9 protein-coding genes and 1 pseudogene are annotated in these 12,056 nt (G+C 73.2%); 7 read left to right on the top strand and 3 right to left on the bottom strand.

Translation table 11 applies throughout. The features are described 5' to 3' along the window. Window positions 1-726, top strand: coding sequence for a LysM peptidoglycan-binding domain-containing protein (locus AC07DU_RS15830; RefSeq protein ID WP_479111831.1), 726 nt, complete (start codon window positions 1-3; stop codon window positions 724-726). A 30-nt stretch (window positions 727-756) separates the two neighbouring features. Beyond that, window positions 757-1,710, top strand: a pseudogene (locus tag AC07DU_RS15825) (helix-turn-helix transcriptional regulator); the annotation flags it as partial. A 309-nt stretch (window positions 1,711-2,019) separates the two neighbouring features. Here the strand turns inward: AC07DU_RS15825 and AC07DU_RS15820 are convergent. Beyond that, window positions 2,020-3,081, bottom strand: coding sequence for a phosphatase PAP2 family protein (locus AC07DU_RS15820; protein WP_453373881.1), 1,062 nt, complete (start codon window positions 3,079-3,081; stop codon window positions 2,020-2,022). Window positions 3,082-3,319: 238 nt separating this feature from the next. After that, the gene (locus tag AC07DU_RS15815) at window positions 3,320-4,435 is read right to left on the bottom strand and encodes a hypothetical protein (protein ID WP_479111829.1); all 1,116 of its coding nucleotides are present in this window, start codon (window positions 4,433-4,435) and stop codon (window positions 3,320-3,322) included. Between the two features lie 315 nt (window positions 4,436-4,750). Here AC07DU_RS15815 and AC07DU_RS15810 point away from each other — a divergent pair, with 315 nt between their 5' ends. Continuing rightward, the gene (locus AC07DU_RS15810) at window positions 4,751-6,448 is read left to right on the top strand and encodes an MFS transporter (protein WP_479111827.1); all 1,698 of its coding nucleotides are present in this window, start codon (window positions 4,751-4,753) and stop codon (window positions 6,446-6,448) included. A gap of 231 nt (window positions 6,449-6,679) precedes the next feature. After that, window positions 6,680-7,849, top strand: coding sequence for an acyl-CoA dehydrogenase family protein (locus AC07DU_RS15805; RefSeq protein ID WP_453373878.1), 1,170 nt, complete (start codon window positions 6,680-6,682; stop codon window positions 7,847-7,849). Between the two features lie 9 nt (window positions 7,850-7,858). On the opposite strand, the gene AC07DU_RS15800 is transcribed toward AC07DU_RS15805, so the two are convergent. Then, window positions 7,859-8,308 carry a cell division protein SepF gene (locus AC07DU_RS15800; RefSeq protein ID WP_360887858.1) on the bottom strand — a complete coding sequence of 150 codons (450 nt, stop codon included), beginning with the start codon at window positions 8,306-8,308 and terminating at the stop codon, window positions 7,859-7,861. A gap of 285 nt (window positions 8,309-8,593) precedes the next feature. Between AC07DU_RS15800 and AC07DU_RS15795 the strand changes: the two genes are divergently transcribed. From AC07DU_RS15795 to AC07DU_RS15785, 3 genes are all read left to right on the top strand, one after another. Further along, on the top strand, window positions 8,594-9,910 hold the full coding sequence (locus AC07DU_RS15795; RefSeq protein ID WP_479111825.1) for a DUF5685 family protein: 1,317 nt from the start codon (window positions 8,594-8,596) through the stop codon (window positions 9,908-9,910). Window positions 9,911-10,581: 671 nt separating this feature from the next. Next, complete coding sequence (locus AC07DU_RS15790) at window positions 10,582-11,463, top strand: S1 family peptidase (RefSeq protein WP_479111823.1); 882 nt, start codon at window positions 10,582-10,584, stop codon at window positions 11,461-11,463. Window positions 11,464-11,552: 89 nt separating this feature from the next. Beyond that, a complete protein-coding gene (locus AC07DU_RS15785) occupies window positions 11,553-12,032 on the top strand; it encodes a hypothetical protein (RefSeq protein ID WP_479111821.1) in 480 nt (159 codons plus the stop codon). Window positions 12,033-12,056 lie beyond the last annotated feature (24 nt).

Genomic DNA, 12,056 nt, shown 5'->3' with positions numbered 1-12,056 from the left:
ATGCCCCACCTCCGGATCCGCCGGGCCGCCGGCGTCACGGCCGCGTCCGCGGCTCTCGCCGTACTGGCGCTGGCACCCCCGGGCGGCGCGGCCACCTCGGCTCCGCCGCCTCCCGCGCCCGGCCCGGCGGGGGCGGCGCACCCCGGCTCCCCGGGCGTCATCGGGACCGGGCCCGGGGACTGCGGGCCGGGCGCGGAGTGGCCCTGGGACTGCGTGGCCGACTGCGAGAGCGGCGGGCGGTGGGCGATCAACACGGGCAACGGCTTCTACGGCGGCCTGCAGATCTGGCAGCCGACGTGGGAGGAGCACGGCGGGCTGGCCTTCGCCCCGCGGGCCGACCTGGCCGGCCGCGGGCAGCAGATCCGGATCGCCGAGGACGTCCTCGGCGCGCAGGGGTGGAACGCCTGGCCGGTCTGCTCCAAGCGGTACGGGCTGGCGGGACGGATGCACGTGGTGCGGGCCGGGGACACGCTGGTGTCGATCGCCCGGAAGCGCCGGGTGCGGGGCGGGTGGAAGGCGCTGTACGAGGCGAACCGGGAGCTGATCGGTCCGCTGCCCGCGGTGCTCGCGGTGGGCATGATGCTGGTGATCCCGACGCCGCAGCCGCAGCCGATGCCTTCGCCTTCACCTACGCCTACGCCTGTGCCGGTGGCTCCGTCGGCCGCGCCGGTTCCGGTGGTCGTGTCGCCCAGTGCCCCCGTGCCGGTTCCGTCGCCTCCCCGCTGAACCCCGTTGCCCCGCTGGCAGACTCGGGGGATGCTCGACACCTCCGCACGACTGCTGCGCCTGCTGTCCTTGTTGCAGGCCCACCGCGAATGGACCGGGGCCGATCTCGCGGACCGCCTCGGCGTCACCCCGCGGACGGTCCGGCGCGACGTGGACCGCCTGCGGGAGCTGGGGTACCCGGTCAACGCCCGTCCCGGGACCGGCGGCGGCTACCAGCTGGGGGCGGGGGCCGAGCTCCCGCCGCTGCTGCTGGACGACGACGAGGCCGTGGCCGTCGCGGTCGGGCTGCGCACCGCCGCCGGGAACGGCGTGGAGGGGATCGGGGAGGCGTCCGTGCGGGCCCTCGCCAAGCTGGAGCAGGTGCTGCCGTCGCGGCTGCGGCGCAGGGTGTCCGCGCTCAACGAGTTCACCGTGCCGATGCTGCGCGGAGCCCAGCGCTCCACCGTGGACCCCTCGGTCCTGACCGACCTGGCCTCCGTCTGCCGGGACGGCGAGCGGCTGCGCTTCGCGTACCGGGACCACGAGGGCATCGCCACCCGCCGCACGGTCGAGCCGCACCGCCTGGTGTGCACCGAGCGGCGCTGGTACCTGGTCGCCTGGGACCTGGACCGGGAGGCGTGGCGGACCTTCCGCGCCGACCGGATCGAGCCCAGGCCGCCGCACGGACCGCGCTTCACCCCGCGCCCGCCGCCCTCCGAGGACCTCGCGGCGTACGTCTCCCAGGGCGTGGCCCAGCGGGCGTACGCGGCTCGCGCGGTGGTGCGGCTGAAGACGTCGGCGCAGGAGGCGGCGCGGATCATCGGGCCGAGCGACGGGGTCCTCGAACCGGTCGACGGGCAGAGCTGCCTGCTGCGGACCGGGGCGGTGAGCCTGGACGTTCTGGTGATTCACATCATGCTGCTCGGCTGTGAGTTCGAAGTGGTCGAGCCGCCGGAGCTGACCGACCGGATCAGAGCGGCGCGGGATCTCCTGGGGCGGGCCGTGGATCCCGGAGAAGTGAAGGAAATGTAGCGAGCTTGAGGGGGATTCAGCTGGCCCGGTCCACGCCGCGTGGCAATCTCCGGCCCGAATTCCATGGCGCTCGGCGGGAATTCCAAAACGCCTGAGCGGCGGGCGTGTCGCGGTCCGCGAATCCCTTTGCGGTTGTAGATATTCTGTGACACAAGCGTGACCCGGGACGGACGAACGTCCGGGCGTGGCGCTGACGGACGACGAAGGCGGGCCGGGTCAGTGACCCGGCCCGCCTTCACGTCGCGGGGTGAGGTGGTGCGTACCGCCCCCGCGGCGCGGCCGTCAGCCGCCGGCCACCGGACGGGCCGCGGCGCTGCGGGCGGCGGTCCGCTCGGCGTGCGCCGGGCGGCGGCTGCCGACCGGCGTCACCGGGGTGCGCTCGGAGCGGATCAGGTGCACCCGCGCGGCGGGGTGCACGGCGGCGGGCCGCGGCGCCGGGGAGTGCGCGGTGGCGGCGCCGGCCGTGGCGGGGGCCGCGGCGGGCTCCCCGGTGGAGTCGGCGACGCGCCGCAGCTGCCACTTGCCGCCCGCGGAGAGCAGCGGGGTGAGCGCGGTGGCGACCGGGGCGGGCATCCGTCCGGTCTCGGCGCGGCGGCGCAGCAGCTCGCGCAGGTCGAAGACGTAGGCCTCGGCCCGTGCGATGAGCGGCTCGAACCAGGGGAGGGCCAGCAGGATCAACAGGCCCGCGGACCAGCCGAGCAGGACGTCGCTGACCCAGTGGGTACCGAGGTAGACGGTGGTGGCGCCGACGCTCAGCGAGACGACCGCGGACACCACGGACAGCACCCGCCGGGTGACCACGGTGGAGGCCAGATAGGCCAGGATCCCCCAGGTCACCACGGCGTTGGCGGTGTGGCCGGAAGGGAATATATCGCCGCCGGCGAAGAGTTCGGCGGAACCGATCTCGGTGGCGTAGTGCGGACCGAGCCGTCCCAGGCCGAGCTTGACGGACCCGACGGTGATGTTGAGCAGCAGCAGCGCCACGCCGAGGGTGATCAGCGGGCGCAGCGTGTGCTGGCGCCAGGAGCGCCAGCCGAGCCACGCGGCGACCATGACCGCGGTGGGTCCGCGCTGACCCAGGACGACGAGGTAGTCGAGGAAGGCGTGCAGCTGCGGCCACTGCTCGTAGGGCCGGAAGAACATGACCTGCCAGTCCAGGCGGACCAGCCAGGAAGTGGTCAGTACGGCCACCACGATGGCGAGGTAGAAGACGAGGGTCGATCCCAGGAGTACGACGCGGTGCCGGCTCATCTGCGGGGTTTGCAGATGAGCCGGTCGCTCTGGTTCCCGGTCCAGCCGGGCGAACACCCGCTCCAGACGGGTCAGGATTTGGTCGGTACGCACTCAATCGACGTTACCGCGCGCCGCTGCTCAGCCCGGGCGAATCGCGGGCTTTGTGATGACCATGTGATGTGGAGTTGGTCTCATGCGGGACTTAATTCCCGGTATTTCCGCACCGGTTGGGCCGGTTTTGATCACCGTCCCGGCAATTGTTTCACGCGCTTAGCCGAGCCATATTGCCGAAGGTCATTTCCTTTGCTGAAAGATGGTTCGGAATGATCCGTTCCGTGACGTGGGGGATCTATGGAGGTCCCGAGCCGTTCAGCCAGAAGGCTCCGTAGACCGCCGAGGCGAGGGCCGCCGCGCCCAGCACCAGGGCCGCCCGCCCCGTCCGCCACCGGGCCAGCGCCACCGCCGACGGCAGCAGCAGCGGGAAGGCGGGCAGCAGCAGCCGGGGCTTGGAGCCGAAGTACCCGGAGGCGCACAGCGCCAGCGCCACGACGATCCCGCCGTACACGAGCAGCGGCGCCGGCTGCCGCTGGCGCACGCACGCGCGGTACAGCCACAGCACCAGCACGACCCCCGCCAGCAGACCCGCCCCGGCGAGGAAGGCCGACGAGGCCAGCTTCGCCCCGATGAACCGGGCGAAGGCCCAGCCGCCGTCGAAGCCGTTGCCCCAACCCGCCTGCACGTCCAGGTACCCGAGCAGTCCGCCCCCGGTGCGCGCGCCCACCCACAGCACGTACGCCGCCGCGCCCGTCGGGGCCACCAGCGCACCCGCCGCCGTCCGCCACGACCGTTCCCCGCGCCGCCATGCCAGTACCGCGGCCACCCACACCGCCGCGACCACCGCCGCACCGACCGGGCGGGTCAGCCCCGCCCCGGCCGCGAGCAGCCCCGCCGTCAGCCACCGGCCGCGCAGAGCCCCGTACAGCGCCCAGGCGGCCAGCGCCGTGAACAGCGACTCGCTGTACGCCATCGACTGCACGATCCCGACCGGCAGCGCCGCCCATACCCCGACGGCGAACACCCCGGTGCGGCGCCCGTGGAGCAGATCGGCCACCGCGAAGATCCCCCAGGCCGCGGCGAGCCCCGCGAGCGCCGACACCACCAGACCCGCCGAGCCGTGGGAGAGCCCGCTCACCGCCGACACCAGCCGCTCCAGCCACGGCAGGAGGGGGAAGAAGGCCAGGTTGGAGTGGACGTCCCCGTTCGGGAGGACCACCTGGTACCCGTACCCCTGCGCGGCGATGCGGGCGTACCAGAGCGAGTCCCAGCGCGCCGACAGCAACGTGTGCGGGCTGCTGCCGACCGCCGCGCCCCACACCGCGAGCACGGTCAGCCCGAGCAGCCGGACCGCCGCGAAGAGCGCCAGCGCGGGCGCGGCCCGGCGAAATCCAAGATCCTTCACGGGCATGATTATCGGTGCCGCGGGGCGGTGGCCCGGGTGGCGGTCCAGGTGGTGACACCGGCGGTGGCCGACTGTCACCACGCGCCGTGAGGGCGTGTGCACGGCGGGCTGAGACCGGAGCGCCGGGAGTGGCGTACGCCACACCGGGGGCGCGGCCGGGATGAGAGCTTGGCCACGTGTCCCAGAAGCGAACTCGCGTACGCTGACCGTTCACCCGCGTGTCGATGCCGGGCCCCGTTGGACGCCGCACAGCGCACCACCCCCCGCGGCTCCGAAGACGCTGGTCCGCCGAGCGCGAGGGATCACCTGGGAGGTACATGCATGTCGGGGACGAACGCGGGCGGGGTCAAGGCCCCTTCCCCCTGGCAGCGGCTGAGCGCCGCCTCCGGCGGGAACAACCGCTGGGTCGTCCTGGGCGTCCTGTGCGTCAGCCTGGTCCTGGTCGCCCTCGACGCGACGATCCTGCACGTCGCCGTCCCCTCCGTCACCGAGGACCTGCGCCCCGGCTCCATCGAGCTCCTCTGGATCGTCGACGCCTACCCGCTGGTCTGCGCGGCCCTGCTGATCCTCTTCGGCACCCTCGGCGACCGGGTCGGCCGCCGCCGGGTACTCCTCCTCGGCTACGGGCTCTTCGGCGCGGCCTCCGCGATGGCGGCCCTGGCCGACAACGCCCAGGTCCTCATCGCCGCCCGCGCGCTGCTCGGCATCGGCGGCGCGATGATCATGCCGGCGACCCTGTCGATCCTGCGCCAGGTGTTTCCCGACCGCCGTGAGAGGGCCCTGGCCATCGGCATCTGGACCGCCGTCGCCGCCATCGGCGCCGCGAGCGGGCCGGTGCTCGGCGGGTTCCTCGTCCAGCACTTCTGGTGGGGCTCCGTCTTCCTCATCAACATCCCGCTGATGGCGCTGATCCTGCCACTGGGACGCTGGCTGCTGCCGGAGTCGCGCGGCGCCTCGGACGGGCCGTGGGACGTGCTCGGCGCGCTGATGGCCGCCGCCGGTGTCCTCGGGTCGGTGCTCGGGGTCAAGCGCCTCGGCGCCGAACGTCACCTCCTCGACGCCCAGGCGGTGGTCCCGCTCCTGCTCGGTGCGGTGCTGCTCGTACTGTTCGTGCGGCGCCAGAGGCGGCGCGAGCACCCGCTGATCGACATGCGGATGTTCTCCCGCGCCGCCTTCTCCACCTCCGTGGCCTGCATCGTGCTCGCCATGCTGGCCCTGGTGGGCCTGGAGCTGATCGCCGTCCAGTACCTCCAGCTGGTGCTGCACCTGAGCCCGCTGGAGACCGGGCTGCGGCTGCTGCCGCTGACCTTCGCCGCCATGGCCGCGGGCGCCACCGGGTCGTACACGCTGGGCCGGATCGGGCCGCGCACGATGGTGTCGCTGGGCTTCCTGCTGACCGCCTCCGCCGTGCTGCTGCTGACGCTGATGGGCCAGCAGGACCGGCCGGTGCTGTTGACCGTCGGTTTCGTGCTGCTCGGCTTCGGGCTGCAGACCACGCTGTTCGCGGCGTACGAGTCGATGCTGAGCGAGGCGCCGGTGGCCAGCGCGGGCGGTGCGGCCTCGATCGGCGAGACCTCGTACCAGCTGGGCGCGGGGATGGGCATCGCCCTGCTGGGCAGCGTGATGAACGCGGCCTACCGGCCGGGGCTGGTGGGCGTGCCGGGGGTTTCCGCCGCGGACTCGGCGGGCGCGGCCAATTCTCTGGGCGAGGCCTATCAGATCGCCGCGCACCTCGGCGGGGCGGCGGGGGCCTCGCTGTACGCCGCCGCGCGGGAGTCGTTCGTGCACGGGCTGCACGTCACTCTCCTGGTGAGTGCGGGGCTGCTGCTCGCGGGGGCCGCGATGGCGCTGAGGCTGCCGCGGGTGATGGAGTGCGGGGGGGTGGGCGTGGCCGAGCCGGTGCGGTTGCCCGCGCAGGCGGGCCGGGTGCCTGCGGCGGGCCCGGCTTCTTCGGCTTCGGCTCCCGTTCCCGCTTCGGTTCCCGCTTCGGTTCCGGCTTCCGTGGAGCATGCGGGCTGACCGCCGTTGCCGGGGCGCTGCCCCGGACCCCGCGCCTCAAACGCCGGCGGGGCTGGATTTCGGGGCGCTGCCCCGGGCCCCGCGCCTCGAACGCCGGCGGGGCTGGATGTGTGGCCGGCGGAGCGGGATGTGTGGCCGGCGGGGCTGGATGTGCGGGCGTCGGGTCGCTAGCGTCAGCGGTGCGGCGTAAAACTTGCGCCGCTAGGTTCTGTCAGGCCGCCGGGAGGCCCCGTGTCCTTCGTTCCCACCGATCCGCTCGGGCTCGACGAGCTCCTCGGGCCCGAGGACCTCGCCGTCCGGGACACCGTCCGCAGCTGGGCCGCCGACCGGGTGCTGCCGCACATCGCCGAGTGGTACGAGAGCGGTGAGCTGCCCGGGATCCGGGAGCTGGCCCGGGAGCTCGGGGCCATCGGGGCGCTCGGGATGTCCCTCCAGGGCTACGGGTGCGCCGGTGCCAGCGCCGTGCAGTACGGGCTCGCCTGCCTGGAGCTGGAGGCCGCCGACTCCGGGATCCGCTCGCTCGTCTCCGTACAGGGGTCGCTGGCCATGTACGCGATCTGGAAGTACGGCTCCGAGGAGCAGAAGCAGCGCTGGCTGCCCGGCATGGCGGCCGGTGAGCTGATCGGCTGCTTCGGGCTCACCGAGCCCGACGTCGGATCGGACCCCGCCGCCATGCGGACCTACGCCAAGCGCGACGGCGGCGACTGGGTGCTGAACGGCCGCAAGATGTGGATCACCAACGGGTCGGTGGCCTCCGTCGCCGTGGTGTGGGCGCAGACCGACGAGGGGATCCGCGGTTTCGCGGTGCCCACCGAGGCCGCCGGGTTCTCCGCGCCCGAGATCAAGCACAAGTGGTCCTTGCGGGCCAGCGTCACCAGCGAGCTGGTCATGGACGACGTACGGCTGCCCGCGGATGCGGTGCTGCCGGGGGTGACCGGCCTCAAGGGACCGCTCGGCTGCCTCAGCCACGCGCGGTACGGGATCATCTGGGGGTCCATGGGCGCGGCGCGCGCCAGCTTCGAGTCGGCGCTCGACTACGCGCGGACGCGCGAGCAGTTCGGCAGGCCGATCGGCGGCTTCCAGCTCACCCAGGCCAAACTGGCGGACATGGCCCTCGAACTCCACAAGGGCATCCTGCTCGCCCACCACCTGGGCCGGCGGATGGACGCGGGCACCCTGCGGCCGGAGCAGATCAGCTTCGGCAAGCTCAACAACGTCCGCGAGGCCATCGAGATCTGCCGCACCGCGCGGACCATCCTGGGCGCCAACGGGATCTCCCTCGAATACCCCGTCATGCGGCACGCCACCAACCTCGAATCGGTGCTCACCTACGAGGGCACCGTCGAAATGCACCAGCTGGTGCTGGGCAAGGCGCTCACCGGCCTGGACGCCTTCCGGTGAGAGCCCTGCCTAGCTCTGGTTGAAGAAGTCGCGGGCGCGGCCGCCGGCCTCGCCGCTCACGATCTGGGTGTCGGCCGGGGTCAACAGGAAGACCCTGGTCGCCACCCGCTCGATGGAACCGCGCAGCCCGAAGGTCAGTCCGGCCGCGAAGTCCACGACGCGCTTCGCGTCGCCCGGGTCCATCGACGACAGGTTGACGATCACCGGGACCCCGTCGCGGAACAGCTCACCGATGCCCCGGGCGTCACGGAAACCGTCCGGGGTGACCGTCGCGATCCGACGGCCGTGCTCCACGGCCGACTCGGAGGCCACCTTGACCCGCGGGTCGGTGACCCACTGCTCGCCGGGGCCGGCCACCGAACCCGGGGCCGCCTCCGCGTAGTCGTCGTCGTAGTAGCGCTCGTCGTCGCTGTCCTCCACGAGACCCAGCCAGGCACTCGCCTTACGCACCGAACCCATGGACTGCCTCCTTTCACCGCGGTCAGTCTGTCTTCTCTCCGCTGCCCCTATGCTCGTCCATGATGCTGACAACGCGCCAAGTGGATAGTCACCGCGCAGGGGTTTCGTGACGGTACTGGTGCAGAACATCCGTTGTACGGTCAAGGATCCTGATGCCTACCACTGCTGACTGAGTGAAAATACGACTGCTGCCGCCGTGCGGGTGAGCGATGCGGACGTACGGGTGAAGAAGGCGGGTCGATACGATGCCCGGCAAGCACGCGTACGACACACGGGGGAAGCACCTTGTTCGGCATCGTCAGGCCTTGCACGCACCGGCTGGGGGAGCGGTTCAAAGCGGAGTGGATGGCTCATCTGTGCGGGCTGTGTCTGGCACTTCGGGGTGACCACGGACAGTTCGCCCGGATCGTCACGAACTACGACGGGCTGCTCGTCTCCGTCCTGACGGACGCTCAGTCCGGGCCCGCCTCCGGCTCGCGACGCACCGCGGGCCCCTGTCCCCTGCGCGGGATGCGCACCGCCTCCGTCGCCAACGGCGAGGGCGCGCGGCTGGCCGCGGCCGTTTCGCTCGTGCTCGCCTCCGCGAAGGTGCGCGACCACGTGGCGGACCGGGACGGACTGTTGGCCCGGGCTCCCATAGCCATGGCCGCGCGCCGGGTGGCCCGCGGCTGGGACCGGGCCGGCGCCCGCACCGGGGCCTCGCTCGGCTTCGACACGGCGGTGCTCGTCGACGCCGTGGACCGGCAGGAGGGGATCGAGACGCTGGCCGGACCCGGCACGTCCGTCCTCGTGGTGACCGAGCCGACGGAGACCGCGACGGCTGCCGCCTTCGCGCATACCGCGCAGCTGGCCGGACGGCCAGGCAACGCCCCCGCGCTGGCCGAGGCGGGCCGGTACTTCGGGCGGCTCGCGCACCTGCTGGACGCGGTGGAGGACCAGGGCGCGGACGCGGCCTGCGGGGCCTGGAACCCGCTCACCGCCACCGGGACCTCGCTCGCCGAGGCCCGCAGGCTGTGCGACGACGCCCTGCACGGCATCAAGCTCGCCCTGCGCGAGGTCGAGTTCGCGGACGCGGGGCTGGCCCACCGGCTGCTCGTGCACGAGCTGCGCACCTCGGTGGACCGGGCCTTCGGGACCGGCAGCTGCGGACACACGGCGATGAACGCCGCCGGGCAGGGCTTCGGCCCGCCGCCGCAGGGCTACGCCCCGGGCGCGGGTGCCCCCGGCGCGGGCTCCCCGTACGCGGGCGGCCACCCCTACGGCAACGGGAACCCCTACGCCCCGGGCGGCCCCGGAACGGCCCCGCCCATGGGCCCGGGCGGTCCGGGCGGTCCGGGCGGCCCCGGCTGGGGCGGTTCCGGTGGCGGCGGTGGCCTGCCCCCGCGCAAGCCGCGGCGCGGGCTGCTCGCGGGCTGCGCGGTGGCCATCGGGCTCTTCTGCACCTGCCAGCTGTGCTGCACCGAGCACGACGGCCCGTGGTCCCGGGAGAGGAAGCAGCCGTGGTGTGACAACTGCGACTGCGGCAACTGTGACTGCAGCGGCTGCAACTGCTGCGGCGAAGGCGGCTGCTGCGACGGGTGTGACTGCGGGTGCGACTGCTGAGCTCTCGGCCTTCCACAGGTCCGGACGGGGTACGCGGGGATTCCCGTACGGACCAGGGTGGAAGGGGTGAGCGGGATGAGTGACGACGCAGACGATCCGCACGCTCCGTCCGGGGGGAGCCCGGGGCACGCCGATGACCCGGAGGGTCGAATTCCGGCCGTTCCCGCGCGCCGGCGCGCGGCCGGCGCCGCCGCGGCCCCGTCCTCGCGCTCCCGGCTCGCCGTACGGGAGGCGCGCCCCGTCCGTGTCCGCCGCGCGGGGCCGGGAGCGGCGCGCGTCCTGGACCGCGGCCGCGCGGTCCGCCGGGCCGGCGCCGGCAGGGCGACCACACCGTACGACCCCGACCCGGGTTTCCCGGAGTCCGGGATACCCGGCGCGCACGGCGCGACCCGCTGTGGATTCCCCTCGGTCCCTGCTGCCCCCGTGCGCCGTCGCGGACCATTTCGTCTCTCCGTTCCCACGCCGGGGGACGCGCCGGTCGGGGGCGTCCCGGCCGGCGAGCGGCGGCTGAAAGCCGCTCTTGCGACCGATATCTGACGACCGCACACTCCCGTCAGCGCTTGTCAGGGACACGGTCAAAATGCATGCGACCCCCGTGCCCCCGGCTGCGCCTCACGGGCCCAGGCACCCCCACGACCGCCGGCCCCCGACCCTCTCCAGGAGGACGAGAAGTGAGGATCAAGCGCAAGACCCGTAACAGGCTGCTCGCGATGGCCACCGGCCTGGCCGCCGCGGCAGCGTTCGCCGTCCCCACCGCGGCGAGCGCGGACCCACAGGACGGCTTCAGCGCCGACCGGCTCGCCGCGGCCGGCGCATCCGTCCTGCGCGCCGACGTAGCGGGCACCGCCTGGCACATCGACTCCGCCACCGGGACCCTCGTGGTCACCGCCGACTCCACCGTCTCCGCCGCCGACATCGCCAGGATCAAGCGCGAGGCCGGAGCCGACGCCGCAGCCCTGCGCATCGAGCGCACCCCCGGCAAGCTCACCAAACTGGTCTCCGGCGGCGACGCCATCTACGCCTCCGGCTGGCGCTGCTCGCTCGGCTTCAACGTGCGCAGCGGCACCACGTACTACGCCCTGACCGCAGGCCACTGCACCGACGGCGCGGGCACCTGGTGGAGCAACTCGGCGCGCACCACCGTGGTCGGCTCCACCGTCGGCTCCAGCTTCCCGAACAACGACTACGGCCTCATCAAGTACGCGAGCAACTCGCCGGTGCCGCCCGGCACCGTCGGCAGCCAGGACATCACCAGCGCCGTCAACGCCACCGTCGGCATGTCCGTCACGCGGCGCGGCTCCACGACCGGCACCCACAGCGGTTCGGTGACCGGCCTAAACGCCACCGTCAACTACGGCGGCGGCGACATCGTCTACGGCATGATCCGCACCAACGTGTGCGCCGAACCGGGCGACAGCGGCGGCCCGCTCTACTCGGGCACCCGCGCCGTCGGCCTCACCTCCGGAGGCAGCGGCAACTGCTCCTCGGGCGGGACCACCTTCTTCCAGCCCGTGGTCGAGGCGCTCAACGCCTACGGGGTCAGCGTCTACTGACGGTGACCCACGCGCCCCCGCCGCACCCCTGGACGTACTCCCCGCTTCTGGGAGGATGTCCAGGGGTGTTGACGGGGGGAGGCTTTTGCATGAAACGCATCGGCGTGACCGGGCACCGGTCCATCCCGGACGCGGTGCTCGGCCATGTGGAGAGCGGCCTGCGCGCCGTACTGGCCGGCCGCGAGGGGCCGTTGGAGGCCTTCTCCAGCCTCGCGGAGGGCGCGGACCAGATGTTCGCCGCCATCGCCCTCGAATGCGGCGCCGACCTCACCGTGGTGATCCCCAGCGGGGACTACGAGCAGACCTTCGAGGACGCCGCAGCCCTGGCCCGCTACGAGCAGCTCAGGCTCCGGGCCACCCAGGAGATCCGGATGGACTTCCCCCGCTCCACGGACGAGGCCTACTACGCCGCCGGCACCTACATCGCCGACTCCTGCGACCGGCTCGTCGCCGTCTGGGACGGGCAGCCCGCACGCGGCCACGGCGGCACCGCCGAGATCGTCGCCTACGCGCGCGCCCTCGGCAAACCGGTCACCGTCATCTGGCGCGAGGGCGTGACCCGGGACTGAGTCACACCCCGCCCGTCCCCTTCC

The organism is Streptomyces sp. NPDC045695 (assembly GCF_056432025.1).
This window is presented reverse-complemented; position numbering and strand designations above follow the sequence as displayed.

What these genes read in the sequence shown, in the direction of transcription:
- AC07DU_RS15830 (WP_479111831.1), top strand. Translation starts at nt 1, where the DNA reads ATGCCCCACCTCCGGATCCGCCGGGCCGCCGGCGTCACGGCCGCGTCC.
- AC07DU_RS15815 (WP_479111829.1), bottom strand. Translation starts at nt 4,435, where the DNA reads ATGCCCGTGAAGGATCTTGGATTTCGCCGGGCCGCGCCCGCGCTGGCG.
- AC07DU_RS15810 (WP_479111827.1), top strand. Translation starts at nt 4,751, where the DNA reads ATGTCGGGGACGAACGCGGGCGGGGTCAAGGCCCCTTCCCCCTGGCAG.
- AC07DU_RS15800 (WP_360887858.1), bottom strand. Translation starts at nt 8,308, where the DNA reads ATGGGTTCGGTGCGTAAGGCGAGTGCCTGGCTGGGTCTCGTGGAGGAC.
- AC07DU_RS15785 (WP_479111821.1), top strand. Translation starts at nt 11,553, where the DNA reads ATGAAACGCATCGGCGTGACCGGGCACCGGTCCATCCCGGACGCGGTG.